At 66.4% G+C, this 15,999-nt stretch carries 16 protein-coding genes; 9 read left to right on the forward strand and 7 right to left on the reverse strand.

Annotated features, from left to right (window positions below):
- Positions 1–4: 4 nt before the first annotated feature.
- Positions 5–364: a GntR family transcriptional regulator gene (locus ACZ60G_RS35055; RefSeq protein ID WP_465815688.1), complete on the forward strand. Its 360-nt coding sequence runs from the start codon at positions 5–7 to the stop codon at positions 362–364.
- 3 nt (positions 365–367) lie between these two features.
- Here ACZ60G_RS35055 and ACZ60G_RS35060 read toward each other — a convergent pair whose 3' ends face one another.
- Positions 368–1,969 carry a dolichyl-phosphate-mannose--protein mannosyltransferase gene (locus ACZ60G_RS35060; RefSeq protein WP_465815646.1) on the reverse strand — a complete coding sequence of 534 codons (1,602 nt, stop codon included), beginning with the start codon at positions 1,967–1,969 and terminating at the stop codon, positions 368–370.
- A gap of 308 nt (positions 1,970–2,277) precedes the next feature.
- Here ACZ60G_RS35060 and rsmI point away from each other — a divergent pair, with 308 nt between their 5' ends.
- Positions 2,278–3,135: a 16S rRNA (cytidine(1402)-2'-O)-methyltransferase gene (gene rsmI, locus ACZ60G_RS35065; RefSeq protein ID WP_465815648.1), complete on the forward strand. Its 858-nt coding sequence runs from the start codon at positions 2,278–2,280 to the stop codon at positions 3,133–3,135.
- Between the two features lie 87 nt (positions 3,136–3,222).
- Complete coding sequence (locus tag ACZ60G_RS35070; RefSeq protein WP_465815650.1) at positions 3,223–3,975, forward strand: isocitrate lyase/PEP mutase family protein; 753 nt, start codon at positions 3,223–3,225, stop codon at positions 3,973–3,975.
- Between the two features lie 218 nt (positions 3,976–4,193).
- Here the strand turns inward: ACZ60G_RS35070 and metG are convergent, their stop codons facing one another.
- The gene (gene metG, locus ACZ60G_RS35075; protein ID WP_465815652.1) at positions 4,194–5,753 is read right to left on the reverse strand and encodes a methionine--tRNA ligase; all 1,560 of its coding nucleotides are present in this window, start codon (positions 5,751–5,753) and stop codon (positions 4,194–4,196) included.
- A 281-nt stretch (positions 5,754–6,034) separates the two neighbouring features.
- Here metG and ACZ60G_RS35080 point away from each other — a divergent pair, with 281 nt between their 5' ends.
- The 3 genes from ACZ60G_RS35080 to rsmA all read left to right on the forward strand — a co-directional run bounded on the left by ACZ60G_RS35080 (position 6,035) and on the right by rsmA (position 9,108).
- On the forward strand, positions 6,035–6,862 hold the full coding sequence (locus tag ACZ60G_RS35080) for a TatD family hydrolase (RefSeq protein WP_465815654.1): 828 nt from the start codon (positions 6,035–6,037) through the stop codon (positions 6,860–6,862).
- Between the two features lie 205 nt (positions 6,863–7,067).
- Positions 7,068–8,195 carry a transglycosylase family protein gene (locus ACZ60G_RS35085; RefSeq protein ID WP_465815656.1) on the forward strand — a complete coding sequence of 376 codons (1,128 nt, stop codon included), beginning with the start codon at positions 7,068–7,070 and terminating at the stop codon, positions 8,193–8,195.
- A gap of 31 nt (positions 8,196–8,226) precedes the next feature.
- Positions 8,227–9,108, forward strand: a complete 882-nt coding sequence (gene rsmA, locus ACZ60G_RS35090) for a 16S rRNA (adenine(1518)-N(6)/adenine(1519)-N(6))-dimethyltransferase RsmA (RefSeq protein WP_465815658.1) — start codon at positions 8,227–8,229, stop codon at positions 9,106–9,108.
- Between the two features lie 11 nt (positions 9,109–9,119).
- Here the strand turns inward: rsmA and ACZ60G_RS35095 are convergent, their stop codons facing one another.
- The 4 genes from ACZ60G_RS35095 to ACZ60G_RS35110 form a co-directional block, all read right to left on the reverse strand.
- Positions 9,120–9,320 carry a cytochrome P450 gene (locus ACZ60G_RS35095; protein ID WP_465815660.1) on the reverse strand — a complete coding sequence of 67 codons (201 nt, stop codon included), beginning with the start codon at positions 9,318–9,320 and terminating at the stop codon, positions 9,120–9,122.
- Between the two features lie 209 nt (positions 9,321–9,529).
- Positions 9,530–10,426 (reverse strand): hypothetical protein, encoded by an 897-nt coding sequence (locus ACZ60G_RS35100; protein WP_465815662.1) that lies wholly within the window; start codon positions 10,424–10,426, stop codon positions 9,530–9,532.
- A complete protein-coding gene (locus ACZ60G_RS35105; protein WP_465815664.1) occupies positions 10,426–10,632 on the reverse strand; it encodes a heavy-metal-associated domain-containing protein in 207 nt (68 codons plus the stop codon). The genes ACZ60G_RS35100 and ACZ60G_RS35105 overlap by 1 nt, the downstream gene beginning before the upstream one ends.
- A 147-nt stretch (positions 10,633–10,779) precedes the next feature.
- A complete protein-coding gene (locus tag ACZ60G_RS35110) occupies positions 10,780–11,379 on the reverse strand; it encodes a TetR/AcrR family transcriptional regulator (protein WP_465815666.1) in 600 nt (199 codons plus the stop codon).
- 75 nt (positions 11,380–11,454) lie between these two features.
- Between ACZ60G_RS35110 and ACZ60G_RS35115 the strand changes: the two genes are divergently transcribed.
- Entirely contained in the window at positions 11,455–12,225 is a 771-nt protein-coding gene (locus ACZ60G_RS35115) for an SDR family oxidoreductase (protein WP_465815668.1), read from the forward strand.
- A 76-nt stretch (positions 12,226–12,301) separates the two neighbouring features.
- Positions 12,302–13,237, forward strand: a complete 936-nt coding sequence (locus tag ACZ60G_RS35120) for a 4-(cytidine 5'-diphospho)-2-C-methyl-D-erythritol kinase (protein WP_063036776.1) — start codon at positions 12,302–12,304, stop codon at positions 13,235–13,237.
- Between the two features lie 11 nt (positions 13,238–13,248).
- Here ACZ60G_RS35120 and ACZ60G_RS35125 read toward each other — a convergent pair whose 3' ends face one another.
- Complete coding sequence (locus ACZ60G_RS35125; protein ID WP_465815670.1) at positions 13,249–14,097, reverse strand: LLM class flavin-dependent oxidoreductase; 849 nt, start codon at positions 14,095–14,097, stop codon at positions 13,249–13,251.
- Between the two features lie 313 nt (positions 14,098–14,410).
- On the opposite strand from ACZ60G_RS35125, the gene ACZ60G_RS35130 reads away from it, so the two are divergent.
- A partial coding sequence (locus ACZ60G_RS35130) for an ABC-F family ATP-binding cassette domain-containing protein (protein ID WP_465815672.1) occupies positions 14,411–15,999 on the forward strand: 1,589 nt, incomplete at its 3' end.

Here is a 15,999-nt window from a genome sequence, read left to right on the forward strand (position 1 = left end):
TGCGATGTTCACCATTACCGTGACCCATGATTCGTCGATTCCGCCCTACGAGCAGCTGCGGCTGGGTGTCATCGCGCAGGTGCGCTCGGGGGAGTTGACGGCGGGAACGAAGATCCCGACGGTGCGAGCTCTGGCCGCGCAACTCGGGCTGGCGCCCAATACGGTCGCTCGTGCCTATCGGGAACTCGAGGCCGATGGGGTCGTCGAAACCCGGGGCAGGCAAGGATCTTTCATCGCGTCCTCGGGTGACCCGACCAAGGATCTGGCAGGGCGCGCCGCGACCGACTACGTCGCCACCATCAGACGGCTCGGTCTCGATGACGAGGCCGCCCTGAAGTACGTCAAGGCGGCGCTGGAGAGTTAGTCCTCAGCGCCAACTGGGCAGCCAGAGATGATCGTGCCAGTTACCGGGCGTAATCGGCAGCGCGGTCAGAATCGGCCAGAGCCAGATGAAATTGGCGATCACCAGGCCGAGGTAGATGCAGACCGCGAGCAGTCCGAGGCTGCGCCGTTCACTGGGGACCGCGGGCAGATAGGTGCCGGCCGGACTTCGCGGTATGTGCACCGACCGTGCCGGGCCGAGAATATCGCCGCACACCAGTGCGATCCCCATTACCAGGAACGGGGCCAGCGGCACGGCGTAGAAGTAGTACATCTGCCGATCGAGGGTGAAGAACCAGGGAATGAGTCCAGCGCCGTATCCGGTGAGCACCGCCGCATAGCGCCAGTCCCGGCGGACCACAGTGCGCCACAGCATCCAGCCCAGCACCGGGAATGCGATCCACCAGATCGCCGGGGTCCCGATCAGCATCACGGCCTTCACGCACTGGGTTTGACCGCATCCGGTGACACCGCTGTCGGCGTAGTAGTAGAGCATCGGCCGCAGCCCCATCGGCCAGGTCCACGGCTTGGATTCCCACGGGTGATGGTTACCGGCCGAATTGGTCAGGCCCTCGTGGAAGCGCAGTGTTTCGCCGCTGTAGTACCACAGCGAGCGCAGCGCATTCGGCAACCACGACCACGGTCCATCGCGACCGACCTGATTGCCGACCGCATAGCGGAAGACACCGTCCTCACTGGCGAACCAGGCCCAGTAACTGGCCAGATACACCCCGAGCGGAATCAGCACCAACGAGTACAGCGCGGGCCCGACATCACGCACCGCCGTGCCGACCCAGGGCTGCCGCACACCGTAGGCGCGCCGCGCGGACACGTCGAAATAGACGCTCATGAGCCCGAACGCGAGAATGAAGTACATCCCGGACCACTTTGTGCCGCAGGACAGTCCGAGCAGTACACCGGCGCCGAAGCGCCACCAGCGCACTCCTAGTCGCGGACCCCAATCGCTCGCATCGATGCGACCCTCGTAGTCCGCCTTGGCGATTCGGGCGCGCACCTCGTCGCGGTCCACGATCAGACAGCCGAATGCGGCGGTGACCAGCACCCCCATGAAGATGTCGAGCATGCCGATGCGCGAGGAGACGAAGGTGAGTCCGTCGGCGATCAGCAGAATGCCCGCGATCGCGCCGACCATGGTGGACCGCGCCAACCGGCGCACGATCCGGATGACCAGCAGCACCAGGATCGTGCCCGCCAGCGCCGCACTGAATCGCCAACCCCAGCCGTTGTAGCCGAACATCCACTCGCCCACCGCGATCAGCTGTTTGCCGATCGGGGGATGCACCACCAATCCGTATGCGGGATTGTCCTCGACGCCGCCGCCGGTGAGGATCTGCCAGGCCTGTGGCGCGTAATGCTTCTCGTCGAAGACCGGGGTGTAGGCGTCGGTCGGATAGTCCAGCAGGATGAACCGCGTCAACGCCGCGATCGCGGTGAGTACCGCGGTGACCACCCACCCTTGGAGCTTGTCGAGCGGCCCGAAGTCGGGCGATGGACGCAGGGGCGCGGGGCTCGACCAAGAGGGCACGGCCCCGGCTACGGTCGCGCGCTGGTCGGTCACCTGGGTCACGCCCCGATCGTATGCTGTGCGAGCCACCCTGACCCGCACCGGTGAGCGCGCCGCCGCGCGAATCACACCCTGAGCAGCGGGCCAGGCGGCACGAGATGAGTATCTACGTCGGCGCGATAACCCAGCACCGGATTCATTTTCCTATGGTGAGAGAATCTTTCTCCAGCGAAGGTCGCGACTGATTTCGTGAGGACATGGGTAACTCATCGGGTACGCCCAGGACTCGTCGCGCACTTAACCGCCGGTCCGGCGACCAAGTCTCGCGGTGTTGACGACCGGCAAAAGGGCCGGGGAGGCGGAGGAGAGCGGTGGCGGACCAAGTGGGCCGATTGGTGCTCGCGGCGACGCCGATGGGCGAGATCGGTGATGCCTCACAGCGGCTGCGCGAGGCGCTCGGGTCCGCCGAGATCATCGCGGCCGAGGACACCCGGCGCACCCGCTCCCTCGCCAAGGCCCTGGAGGTGGAGATCACCGGGCGTGTCCTGCGGTTCGACGACCACGTGGAGTCCGCCAAGATTCCGGCGCTGCTCGATGAGATCGAGGGCGGCAGCACGGTGCTGTTGGTGACCGATGCGGGTATGCCGTCGGTGAGCGATCCGGGCTATCGCATGGTGGTGGCCTGTGTCGAGCGTCAGCTGCCGGTCACCTGCCTGCCGGGTCCGTCGGCGGTGACCACCGCACTGGCATTGTCCGCGCTCCCGGTGGAACGCTTCTGTTTCGACGGATTCGCGCCGCGCAAATCCGGCCAGCGTCGAGAGTGGTTGCGCACCTTACTTACCGAATCGCGCGCCTGCGTATTTTTCGAGGCACCGCACCGGCTCGCCGACTGTCTGGCCGACGCGGTCGAGGTGCTCGGTCCGGACCGGCGGGCCGCGGTCTGCCGGGAACTGACCAAGACCTACGAGGAGGTCGTCCGCGGCAACCTCGGCGAACTGGCCGCCTGGGCGGTCGATGGGGCGCGCGGTGAAATCACCGTCGTCCTCGAAGGCGCCCAACCCGTCGCCGCCGATCCCGCCGATCTGGTCGACGAGGTCGAATCGCTGACCGCCGAAGGTATTCGCCTCAAGGACGCATGCGCCCAGGTGGCCGCCGAGACCGGCGTTTCCCGCCGCGAACTGTACGACGCGGTGCTGACGGCACGCCGCGACGGCGGTGACAGTTCCTAGCTCGACTCGCCATCGCCGACACTCCCGGGCGGCCGGATGGGGAGTGTCATAGTGCTATCGATCACGGGCGCGACGATGATCGATGTCATGACCTCTTTGGAAAGCAAGGCGAAGGCGTTTCTCGAATTGCATGTCCCGGGCGATCCCGGTGTCTTTCCGACGGTGTGGGATGCGTGGTCGGCGAATGTCGCTGTCGCGGCAGGATTTTCGGCGCTGACCATGGGTAGTCATCCGGTCGCCGACTCGATCGGACGCAGCGATAAGGAAGGGATGAAATTCGCGGAACTGTTGACCCGCGTCCGGCAGATCACCGGCGCGGTCGAGGTTCCGGTGTCGGTCGATATCGAATCCGGTTACGGCCTCGAGCCCGCGCAGTTGATCGAGGGACTGCTGGAGGCGGGTGCGATCGGCCTCAATATCGAGGACACGGTGCACAGTGAGGGCGGCCGGTTGCGCACGCCCGAGGAGCATGCCGATTTCGTGCACGATTTGCGGCAATTCGCCGATGCGGCGGGTGTGCACGTGGTCATCAATGCGCGCACCGACCTGTTCATGCGTGAGGACGGTGACGCGAGCGACCGCGTCGATCGCGCCATCGCGCGCCTGCGGCTGGCCGCCGCGGCGGGTGCGGATTCGCTGTTCCCGGCGGGTCGGCACTCCGATACCGATATGCGCAGGCTGACCAGCGAATTGCCGCTGCCGATCAGTGCTGTCGGGCTGCCCGATAAGTCGGACAAGGCGGTCTTCGCCGAACAGGGCGTCGGCCGCATCACCTTCGGCCCCATGCTGCAGTGGGCGCTGACCGCTGAGATCAATCGGCTGCTCGACCGCTGGAAGTAGCCTTCCCGGGCGATCCGGCTGAACCTGAAGCGCTACCGCTTTATCGAGCGGTAGCGCCTCAGAAAGGCGGTGATCTTCGCATAATCGGCGGCGCCATTGAGCTCGGTCAGCAGATCGTCCGGGCACAGCTGGTAGTGGTCACCCCAGTAGCGGCGCGTCTTGTTATCGCAGATGCGGTAGCCGCCTGGAACGCCTCGTGCTGTATCGCCTTCGGCTGATTACTTCTTCGGCTCCACGTAGCGCGGGTAGACCGCTTCGGGCTCCGGGAGCGGGGTGCCGGGGACCAGCGGGGTCGCGATATCGGCGAATGTACGGTTCTGGCTTGCCAGCAGATCGAGGATCTTGCCAGCGGATTCGGGCAGCACGGGTTGCACCAGAATCGCCACGATGCGCAGCAGTTCGATGGTCACGTACAGCACTGTCGCCTCGCGGGCCAATGACTCCTCGGTGCCGGTCTTGGCCAGCGCCCACGGCGCCTCCGCGGAGAAGTAGCGGTTGGCCTCACCGAGCGTCAGCCAGATCGCCTCGAGTGCCAAATGCATTTGCTGGGAATCGAATTCGGTGCGGCAGCGCTCCAGCAGACCGTTGGCGCGGTCGAGCAGGGCGCGATCGGCCTCGGTGAATTCGCCCGGTGTCGGCACCACACCGCCGCAGTCGCGCGCGACCAGCTTCAGGCTGCGCTGCACCAGATTTCCGAATTCATTGGCGAGGTCGGTATTGATCCGCCCGACGATCGCCTCGTGGCTGTAGCTGCCATCCTGACCGTAGGAGATCTCGCGCAGCAGGAAGAACCGCACCGCGTCCACGCCGTACTCGTCGACCAGCGCGAGCGGGTCGACCACATTGCCGACCGACTTGGACATCTTCTCGCCCTTGTTGTACAGGAACCCGTGCACGAAAACGCGTTTCGGCAACTCGATCCCGGCCGACATCAGGAACGCGGGCCAGTACACGGTGTGGAACCGGGTGATGTCCTTACCGATGATGTGCACGTCCGCAGGCCAGAACCGCTGGAACGCAACGGATTCCGTATCCGGGAAGCCGACGCCGGTGATGTAGTTGGTGAGCGCGTCCACCCATACGTACATCACGTGATCGGGATGGCCGGGCACCGGAACACCCCAGTCGAAGGTGGTGCGTGAAATGGACAGGTCCTTCAGACCCGCCTTCACATAACTCACCATCTCATTGCGAGCCGTTGCTGGCGCGATGAATTCGGGATGTTCATCGTAGAGCGCGAGCAGCTTGTCCTGGTAGTTCGACAGCCGGAAGAAGTAGTTCGACTCCTCGGTCCAGGTGACCGGCGTCTTCGATTCGGTCGAGATCCGGGTGCCGTCCTCGAGCAGCGTCGTTTCTTCCTCGGTGTAGAACGCCTCGTCGCGCACCGAGTACCAACCCGAGTAGTTGTCCAGGTAGATATCGCCGTTGGCGAGCATCCGCTCCCAGATCGCCGCGCTGGCCACCTGGTGGTCGTCATCGGTGGTGCGGATGAAACGGTCGTAGGAGATGTCCAGCGTCTTGTCCATCGCCTCGAACACATCCGAGTTGCGCGCCGCGAGCTCCTCCACCGGCACCCCCTCGGCGACCGCGGTCTGCTGCATCTTCTGCCCGTGCTCATCGGTGCCGGTCATGAAGAAGACGTCATAACCATCGAGCCGCTTGAAGCGGGCGAGGGCGTCGGACGAGATGTACTCGTACGCATGCCCGATGTGCGGCGCACCGTTCGGGTATGCGATGGCCGTTGTGATGTAGAAGGCGGGGCGGTCAGCTGCGCTCATGCCTGCGCCTCGCTGAGCCTGCGCCTCGCTGACGCTCGGCTCCGGCATGACCGCAATTGCGGCTGCGCCTTCGGCTCGCTCGCTCCGCTCCCTCGCGGCCTGCGCCTCGCTGACGCTCGGCTCCGGCATGACCGCACTGGCGGCTGTGTTGATTGATCGCTCGCTTCGCTCGCTCATGGTGCATCTACTGTAATGCGCGTGGATTCCGACGCTCACGTGAATATCCCTGGAGGCGATTACCGCCGTCACGCGCCTGTGTTCGGTTCGGCCGGAGTTCGCCGATGAGCGCCGAACGGGCCGCGCCCGAACTGCCGGAACCGCTCGCGCCGCTGGTGGACGCGCATACGCATCTGGATGCCTGCGGGGCGACCGATGCGGAGTCGACCGCGGTGATCGTGGATCGTGCGGCCTCGGTCGGGGTCGGCCAGGTGGTCACCGTCGCCGATGATCTGGCCGCGGCGCAGTGGGCCGTACAGGCCGCGAACTGGGATCGAAGGGTGTTCGCCGCCGTGGCGCTGCATCCGACGCGGGCGAATGCGCTCGACGATGCGGCCAAGGCCGAACTGGAGCGGTTGGCCGCCGACCCCCGCGTGGTCGCGATCGGCGAAACCGGTCTGGATTACTACTGGCCGGGCAAGCTGGAGGGCTGCGCCGCTATCGAGGATCAGGTCGAGGGCTTCCGCTGGCATATCGACCTGGCCAAACGTCTGCGCAAACCGCTGATGATCCACAACCGCGAGGCCGACCACGATCTGCTGACGGTATTGCTGGACGAGGGCGCTCCGGAAACCGTGATCTTCCATTGCTTTTCCTCGGACACCAATATGGCGATGTCGTGTGTCGCCGAGGGGTACATCCTCAGCTTCTCCGGCACGGTGAGTTTCAAGAACGCGCACGAATTGCGTGAGGCCGCCAAGGTCGTGCCCGATGACCAGATCTTGGTCGAAACCGATGCGCCATATCTCACGCCGCATCCATTCCGTGGCGCACCCAACGAATCGTATTGCCTGCCCTACACCGTGCGCGCCCTGGCGGAATTGCGTGACCAGGATCCGGTGGCTCTCGCCGAAATCACCACCGCCAACGCCCGCCGTATCTACGGCATCTGAATTCGAGATCAGGTGGAATCGCGAGGGGCTGGCAATTTCACCTGATCTTGTTTCACATTCGGGCGGGTAAGTGTGTCCTAGGTCACTTTGGTCGGCATGTTTTGTGATTTACCTGCGGCGTCGATATTCGTTTGTGATATTGATACCCGCCGCTCGTAACACTACGGTTGTAGACCGCTGACCCCTTCGTTATCGTACTGTGACCATGTCTCCATTCACGAGGATCAACCAGTCCCGCTCGCCGCTGCTGTACGCGGCGGTTGCGGCGTTGCTGGTGACGCTGATCGTCGGTGCCGCGATGGCGATCGTGAACCGGAAGACGGTCACGGTCGTCGTGGACGGTGAGCAGATGACGCAGACCACCATGTCGCGCAACGTCAGCGGGGTGTTGAAGGCCGCGGGGTTCGACGTGAACGACCGCGACCTGGTCCGGCCCGCGCTGGCCGCGGCGATTACCGACGGCGCGACCATCACCTATAACCGGGCGCGCGAGGTCGCGATATCGCTGGACGGTAAGGCCGAGAAGGTGTGGTCGACCGGTCTGACCGCAGGCGATGTGGTCGACCAACTGCACCTGCCCCGCGAGGTATTCGTTTCCCCGGCCCGCAACGAGAAGCTGCCGCTCGAGGGCGCCGCGCTGCAGATCGCCAGCCCGCGTGCGGTATCGCTGCTCGACGGCATCGGCAAGCCGGTCGATGTTCGACTGGCCGCGCCGACCGTCGGTGAATTCCTCACCGCGGCGGGCATTCCGCTGATCGAGCAGGACACCGTCGAGCCGGCGGCGACCACGCCGCTCACCGATGGACTGCGGATCGTGGTGACCCGCCAGCGCGTCGAGAACAAGGTCGAGACGGTGCCGCTCGATCCGCCGGAGAACGTGATCGAGGATCCGACCATGAATATGAGCCGGACCGTGGTGGAAACCCCGGGTGCGCCCGGCGTGCAGGACGTGACGTTCGCGGTCACCATGGTCAATGGCCAGGAGGTCAGTCGGCGGCCGATCGCTTCCAATGTGAAGGTGACGGCTCAGCCGAAGACCGTCCGCAAGGGCGCCAAGCCCGGTACCGAGGTGCCGCCGGTGCGTGACGGCGATATCTGGGATGCGCTGGCCCGCTGTGAGTCCACCGGTAACTGGGGCATCAACACCGGCAACGGTTACTTCGGCGGCATTCAATTCGATCAGGGCACCTGGGAACGTCAGGGCGGTCTCAAGTACGCCCCGCGCGCCGACCTGGCGACCCGCGAAGAACAGATCGCCATCGCCGAAGTCACCCGCGCCCGCCAGGGTTGGGGCGCCTGGCCCGCCTGCACGAGTCGCCTGGGCATCGGCTGATCACAGCGGGCGGGTTGATACGTTGTCGGACGTGTCCGAACCCGATATTTCCGCCCGTGGGAGTGCTGCCCTGCTCGGGCCCGCCGAGGTGCGGGCATTGGCCGAGCGACTCGGCGTGCGGCCGACCAAGCAGCTCGGACAGAACTTCGTGCACGACGCCAACACGGTGCGGCGGATTGTCGCGGCGGCCGGGGTCGGGCGCGGGGATGCGGTGCTCGAGGTCGGGCCGGGGCTCGGTTCGCTGACATTGGCGCTGCTCGATGTGGTGGATTCGGTCATCGCCGTCGAGATCGATCCCGTACTGGCGAAACATCTTCCGGTGACCGTCGCCGATCGCGCGCCGGAACTGGCCGGGCAGTTGACCGTCGTGGAGGCCGATGCGCTGCGGGTTCGTGCGGACAGACTGCCTGCGGCGCCGTCGGCGCTGGTGGCGAATCTGCCCTACAACGTCGCCGTGCCGGTGCTGCTGCACCTGCTCGCCGAATTGCCCAGCATCACAACCTCATTGGTGATGGTGCAGGCCGAGGTCGCGGACCGTCTCGCCGCCGATCCCGGCAGCCGCGTCTACGGCGTCCCGAGCGTCAAGGCGGGCTTCTTCGGCACCGTGCGGCGCGCGGGCGCGGTGGGCACCCAGGTGTTCTGGCCGGTGCCCCGGGTCGACTCCGGCCTGGTCCGCATCGAGCGCTACGCCGAACCGCCATGGCCGATGGACGAAGCACACCGCCGCCGCGTCTTCGAGGTAGTCGACGCCGCCTTCGCCCAGCGCCGCAAAACCCTCCGCGCCGCCCTCGGCAACTGGGCCGGTTCCCCCGCCGAAGCCGAACGTCGCCTCGTGGCCGCCGGAATCGCTCCGACCGCCCGCGGCGAAACCCTGGACACCGCGGCCTTCGTCCGCCTCGCCGCCCAGGCGTGAGGTCCGAAGGTTCAACCCGCGTGTATCTCGTTGCGGGTGAAGGTGATCGGTTGGGTGCGTAGGCTGCGCAGGACGGGGCTGGCTATGCGCTCGGGCGCTCTGGCCGGGGCGATATCGGGGATGCGGCGGGTGATTTCCGCGATGGCCGCGGTGGCTTCCATGCGGGCGAGGGCGTTGCCGATGCAATAGTGGATGCCCGCGCCGAAGGCCAAGTGGCGTTATCCAAGCGGTTCGCTTGCTGGGGCGTCGCCGCGAGCGAAACGGATTGTGGATAACCAACTTTTGCCTTGTTGGTCGCGGAACCGGATTCATGTGCTGCGGCAATCAATTCACGCGTGTCGCCGCACTCCGCGTGCCGCATGGAAAGCGCAGGTCATCGCCCCGAATGCCAGCTCGAGCACGCGGTGATCGGCGCATGTGGTCAGGGGTGACCGCCACTCGAATGGTGTCCACCATCGGATGTGGATGGCGCTGTGGATGATTCGACGCGCGCGGTGAACTCGGCGGTATGTACGACACCGCCGTGGGAGAAGTCTAGATACAACCGAAATGCGCCCGCACTCGGGGTCTGGGCATGGAAGTCGACCTCCGGACCCGCCGGGGTGCGACCGATTTCGCCCTGCGGATGGACGTGCAGGTAGGCAAGGTCGTTGGCGCGCAAGACCACTAGATGCGCGTACGCGCCGAGATACGGCTCCAGGTCTGTCACCGGCGCGCCGTCGCGCGTCACGGTGAAACGAAGTTCGCTGCCCGCGGTGCTCAGATCGCCCGCCATGCGCACTTGGTAACCGTCCACCGTCGCCGACCGGGACTCTGGTGGAAGTGGTTGGAGCTCGGCCGGTCCCGCGACCGTGACGGTGCGGCTCAGGACTAGATCACCGGGCTCCTGCTCGGGGACGAAATCGGCGAAGACGCGATACGTGCCGGGCGCTGTCCAATTCCAATCGATCGACCAGGTGCCCGTGTCGTCCATGGTCGGGTGCACGTGCCGATATCCGGTGGTGTCCGAGCGGACCACGATCAGGTGCAGTTTCTTGTCGTGCTGGGTGGTGAATCGGGTGACCGGAGCTCCGTCCGGTCCGGTGATCCGAAAATGCAGGGCCCCGGCTCGATTCGGGTCAGTGGGTGCGCTCAGGTCGGTCAGGGTGTAGCCGGATCGCGAATCCGACAGCCCGGTGTCCTGTTCGGTGTGCGCCATCGCGCCGTGGTCCGGTGTCGACCCGGTCGGATCGCCCACCAGGGCGCCGATACCGAGTGCGACACCGAACAGCGCGACGAGACCGCCGCCGATCGCGGCGAATCTCAGCCGGGCCTGCATCAGACGGCGACCTCGTATCCCGCCTCGTCGACAGCGGCGACGATATCGGCGTCAGCGAGCGGCGCGGCGCTGTCCACTCGGACCGCACCGCTGGCGAGGTCGACGTCAACGCTGGTCACGCCATCGATCTTGCCGATCTCCGACTTGACCGAGCTCACGCAGTGTCCGCAGGTCATCCCCGTGACGGTGTAGGTGCTCGTGGCCATCTCCGACTCCTTCGCTCACATTCGATCATACGGTGTGGGGGTATCCCCGACGCAAATCAACATACCCCCAGAGGGTATTGAACGCAAGGGTGAGTTGCGCCGAGGTTCCGTCGATCAGTCGCCGCAGAGGTCCGGATAGTTCCCGAATCAAACGGCGGAAGGCCAACCGTCCATGGCCATTTCGGCAACCCGCTCCAGTTCCGCGGCGCTCGCGCCATCCCGGGCCGCCTGTGACATGCCCTGCATCACGGTGCCGACATACCGCGCGAGCGTGGTCGCCTCGGCGTCCGGTGGCAATGAACCCGCATCGATATCAGCCTGGATGCGCGCGGCGAAGGCCTCCACATTCCGATTGCGAAGCGCGCGCAGCATGTCGGCGATCTCGGTGCTGGTGGTATTGAGTCCCGCACTGATCACCAGGCAGCCGTGCGGGCAATCGGGCCGGGTGTACTCCGTCGCCGCCTCGCGCAGGATGCGGCGAACCGTCGCCTCGGCGGTCGGCTCCTCGGCGAGCGCGCGCGGGATGAAGCTGCCGTAGCGCGTGCCGAAGACCTGCACCACCTCGTTGAACAGCGTCGCCTTATCGCCGAATGCGGCATAAAGACTCGGCGCGCCGATGCCCATCGCCGCGGTCAGATCGCCGATCGAGGTTGCCTCGTAACCGCGCGCCCAGAACAGTCGCAGCGCCTTTTCCAGCGCGGCGTCCCGATCGAACGAGCGGGGGCGTCCCCTGGTCGGTGCACTCATGTCCGCATTTTATAGCGCTCGCTAGAGAATGTGCTAACGTCCTTTCTGTAGTGACCGCTAGAGAAAGGACCCGTCATGGGTGCACTGCTGCGAACCAAGCGTCTCGACGGCAAGACCGCGCTGGTCACCGGTGCGAGCCGTGGCATCGGCCGGGCCATCGCGGAGCGGCTCGGCCGGGACGGGGCGCGGGTCGCCGTGCACTACAACGGCAATGAGCAGGCGGCGAAGGAAACCGTCGTCGCCATCGAGGCGGCGGGCGGTTCGGCCTTCGCGATCAAGGCCGAACTCGGCGTACCCGGAGATGCCGCGACGCTGTGGGCCGCATTCGACGCACAGGCCGACGGCGTGGACGTCATCGTCAACAACGCGGGCATCGATGGCATCCGCGAACCGATCGGCGGCACCGATGAGGCCGCCTTCGACCGGGTCTTCGCCGTCAATGCGAAGGCGCCGTTCTTCGTCACCAAGCTGGGGCTGGATCGGCTGCGCGACGGCGGCCGCATCGTCAATGTCTCCACCGGCCTCACGCACGGGGCGAGAATGCCGCAGCTGATCGCCTACACGATGACCAAGGGCGCGATCGATACCTTCACCCAAACGCTGGCAAAGGAACTCGGCGCCCGCGGCATCACCGTGAATGCCGTCGCGCCGGGTGTGATCGATACCGATATGAACGCGAACTGGTTGCGCAATGCCGAGACCGAGGCGTTGGTGGCCGGAATGTCGCCGTTGAATCGAGTCGGCCGGCCCGGTGATATCGCGGATATCACCGCATTCCTAGCCTCGGACGATTCGCGGTGGGTCACCGGACAGTGGATCGATGCCACCGGCGGGGCGCTGTTGTAACCGTCCGACCCATGGGCGGTGAATGTCTCATATCGAGCTGAGCACCTGTCGTACCCACGGGATAGGCTTGAGCACCGTGTTGTCAGTTGTGCCAAGTCCCGTCATCGTGCGCGCGCCATCCAAGGTGAACCTCCACCTAGGCGTCGGTGACGTGCGCGCGGACGGCTATCACGATCTGACCACGGTGTTCCAAGCCCTCTCGCTCAGCGACGATCTGGAACTCGCACCGGCCGCCTCGCTCACCGTGCGGGTCAGCGGCGAGGGCGCCGACGACGTGCCGACCGATCGCACCAATCTGGTGTGGAAGGCCGCCGTGCGCGTCGCCCATCTGGCCGGCCGCGCACCGCTGGTGGAAATCGCCATCAACAAGGGCATTCCGGTGGCCGGTGGCATGGCCGGCGGCAGTGCGGATGCCGCCGCGGCGCTGGTAGGCCTGAACGAACTCTGGGATGTCGGGCTGACCCGCGACGAATTGTTCGCGGTAGCAGCCGAACTCGGCAGCGATGTGCCGTTCGCACTGCACGGCGGAACGGCGCTCGGCACCGGCCGCGGCGAGCGGCTACTTCCGGTGTTGTCCCGCAATACCTTTCACTGGGTACTCGCGCTCGCCAAGGGCGGATTGTCCACGCCAGCGGTCTTCACCGAACTCGACCGACTACGCGAGAACGGCACCCCGCCCCGGCTCGGCGAGCCGCAGGCGCTGATGCAGGCGCTGGCCTCCGGTGACCCGAAACAGCTTGCGCCCCTGCTGGGTAACGATCTGCAGGCGGCCGCGCTGTCGCTGAAGCCCGAGTTGCGTCGGACATTGCGGGCGGGCGTCGGTGCCGGGGCGCTTGCCGGGCTGGTCTCCGGCTCCGGCCCGACCTGCGCATTCCTGTGTGACAGCGAGGACGGCGCGGTGGCGGTCGCGGCCGAGCTCGCGGGGGCCGGTGTGTGCCGTAGCGTGCGCACGGCCAGCGGACCGGTGCCCGGCGCTCGCGTCATCAGCAGCGACACGCCAGGCAAGCGCTGACGGTTCGCCGGCTATGCGATCACGTCGGCGAGGCGGTCCACTTGGTCGGCGTCGCGGCCGTAGCAGTAGAGCATGACCTCATCCGCGCCGAGATCCTCGAATTGGCTGATGGCCGTGCGGATCTCGTCGGGCGTGGTGAGCATTCCGGCGAGCATGAACTCGGCGCGACCGCTGAATTCGTAGTAGGCGCCCATCGAGGTGCGGGCGTCTTCGATCAGGTCGGGTGCGCCGAGCGCGACATTGACCTGGGCGACAATGCGAGGCTCGCCGTCGCGGCCGTGTTCCTTCCACGAGCGGCGGGCGGTGTCGAACAGACCACCGGCCCACGACGGTGCGGCGGCGGCGAGAAAGCCGCCACCCCAACGGCCGCCGCGATCGATGGCGGCGGGCTGGAAGCCGCCGAAGAGCAGTTCGGGTCCCTCGGGACGCAGCGGCGCGGGACCGATCGGTCCGCAGTCGGTGCCGTACGGCCGGCCGGACCACAGGCGACGCATGATCTCGAGTTGTTCGTCCATGCGACGGCCGCGGGAGCGCAGCTCGGTGCCGGAAGCGATGTGATCGTCCGCGCGACCGCCGACGCCGAGGCCGAGCACCAGGCGGCCGCCGGACATGCGATCGAGGGTGGCGGCCTGCTTGGCGAGCAGCGACGGCTCGCGCAGCGGCGCGATGAGCACTTCGGTCTGCACCTTGATGCGGTTGGTGGCACCGGCGATCATGCCGAGGGCGACCAGTGGTTCGGGATTGTCGTAGACGAGCCGGTCGAGCAGACCGAGCGTGGAGAACGGACCCGCATCGGCGCGGCGGGCCCAGTCGAGCAGGGCGGCGGGATCGGAAATGGGCAGACCGAGTCCGACGTGCATGAGAACCTCCAGGGGTAGTTGAAACCGTGCCGCCCCACTCACCTCGATCTCGAGGCGGAGCTCCCATTCTGCGGCTGTGTCTCAGGAGCGCCGTAACACCGTTCGTAACGAACGTTGTTCGCTACGGCTGACTCTAACCGAACGCCGTTCGCCGCGCAAGTCTCCGAAACCCGACAGTGCGCGGCGTGCAGTGGTCCCGGGCCGTGACACCTGGATGGACGCTCGGGCGTTCGGTGCGGCGGCGGGTGGTTCGGGATGCTCGGTACGCTTGCGCCGGGCGAGTGCTCGCCCGGCGCATGACTCGGAAGGATCCATGTCCAACCTGATCAATCTCGAACAGGTCTCCAAGAGCTTCGGTATCAAACCGCTCCTGGACAATGTTTCGCTCGGCATTCACGCGGGCGAGCGGATCGGTGTCGTCGGCCTGAACGGCGGCGGCAAGACCACCCTGTTGGAGGTGCTCACCGGTCTCGAGCCGCCCGACAGCGGCCGGGTGAGCCGGGTCGGCGGGCTGCGCATAGCAGTGGTGACCCAGCGCGGGGTACTACCCGTGGGCGCGACCGTCGGATCCGTGGTGCTGGCCGGACTGGCCGATGACGCGATGACCGACAATATGGCCGAACACGAGTGGGCCTCGAATCCGCGCATCCGTTCGGTGATGGAGGGCATCGGGATCGAGGGCCTCGGTCTGGATACTTCCGTCGACAATCTCTCCGGTGGCGAGCGCCGCCGCGTCGCACTGGCCGCTGCGCTGGTTCGCGACCTCGATCTGCTCGTGCTCGACGAGCCGACCAACCACCTCGATGTCGAGGGCGTGCAGTGGCTGGCGCAACATCTGCTGGAGCGTCGCAGCGCGCTGGTGGTCGTGACCCACGATCGCTGGTTCCTCGACACCGTCGCCACCGACACCTGGGAGGTCGTCGGCGGCAAGGTCGAAAGCTATGAAGGCGGTTACGGCGACTGGATTTTCGCGCGCGCCGAGCGGGCGCGGCAGGCCGATGCCTCCGAGGCCAGGCGCGCGAATCTGGCGCGCAAGGAGTTGGCCTGGTTGCGTCGCGGCGCGAAGGCCCGCACGTCCAAGCCGCGCTACCGGGTGGAGGCGGCCGAGGCACTGATCGCCGATGTGCCGCCGCCGCGCGACAGCGTCTCGCTGGCCGCCTTCGCGCGAAAGCGCCTGGGCCGCGTCGTCATCGAACTCGAGGACACCACCCTCACCACCCCGGACGGCCGCGAGTTGGTGCGCGACTTGACTTGGCGCTTGGCGCCGGGGGAGCGGGTCGGCCTGGTCGGTGTGAACGGTTCCGGCAAGACGACCCTGCTACGCACGCTGGCCGGTGCCGTCGAACCTGCTGCGGGCAAACGCATTCAGGGCCAGACGGTCCAGATCGGTTGGCTACGTCAGGAACTCGACGACCTACCGACCGATCTGCGGGTGCTGGAGGCGGTACAGCAGGTCGCGCAGCGAATCATGCTGGGCGATAAGGAAATCTCCGCGGGCCAGCTGGCCGAGCGCCTGGGCTTCACCCCGGCCCGTCAGCGCACCCCGGTCGGTGACCTATCCGGTGGCGAGCGCCGCAGGCTTCAACTGACCCGAATCCTGATGTCCGAACCGAATGTCCTGCTCCTCGACGAGCCGACCAACGACCTGGACATCGACACCCTGCAACAACTGGAAGACCTGCTCGACAATTGGGCGGGCACGCTGGTCGTGATCAGCCACGACCGCTATCTGATCGAGCGCATCTGCGACTCCACCTGGGCCCTGTTCGGCGATGGAAAACTCACCAATCTGCCCGGCGGCATCGACGAATACCTGAAGAAACGCGCCGCATCGAGCGCGGCCGCAACGCGAGCCACCGACTCCAAGCCCGCCGAAACCCCCGCGACCGACTCCGCCGCCTA

The organism is Nocardia sp. NPDC102475 (genome assembly GCF_055584605.1).

Excerpts from the sequence above, each read along its gene's own strand:
- ACZ60G_RS35055 (WP_465815688.1), top strand. The coding sequence starts at position 5 with ATGTTCACCATTACCGTGACCCATGATTCGTCGATTCCGCCCTACGAG.
- ACZ60G_RS35070 (WP_465815650.1), top strand. The coding sequence starts at position 3,223 with ATGACCTCTTTGGAAAGCAAGGCGAAGGCGTTTCTCGAATTGCATGTC.
- metG (WP_465815652.1), bottom strand. The coding sequence starts at position 5,753 with ATGAGCGCAGCTGACCGCCCCGCCTTCTACATCACAACGGCCATCGCA.
- ACZ60G_RS35080 (WP_465815654.1), top strand. The coding sequence starts at position 6,035 with ATGAGCGCCGAACGGGCCGCGCCCGAACTGCCGGAACCGCTCGCGCCG.
- ACZ60G_RS35085 (WP_465815656.1), top strand. The coding sequence starts at position 7,068 with ATGTCTCCATTCACGAGGATCAACCAGTCCCGCTCGCCGCTGCTGTAC.
- ACZ60G_RS35100 (WP_465815662.1), bottom strand. The coding sequence starts at position 10,426 with ATGCAGGCCCGGCTGAGATTCGCCGCGATCGGCGGCGGTCTCGTCGCG.
- ACZ60G_RS35105 (WP_465815664.1), bottom strand. The coding sequence starts at position 10,632 with ATGGCCACGAGCACCTACACCGTCACGGGGATGACCTGCGGACACTGC.
- ACZ60G_RS35110 (WP_465815666.1), bottom strand. The coding sequence starts at position 11,379 with ATGAGTGCACCGACCAGGGGACGCCCCCGCTCGTTCGATCGGGACGCC.
- ACZ60G_RS35115 (WP_465815668.1), top strand. The coding sequence starts at position 11,455 with ATGGGTGCACTGCTGCGAACCAAGCGTCTCGACGGCAAGACCGCGCTG.
- ACZ60G_RS35125 (WP_465815670.1), bottom strand. The coding sequence starts at position 14,097 with ATGCACGTCGGACTCGGTCTGCCCATTTCCGATCCCGCCGCCCTGCTC.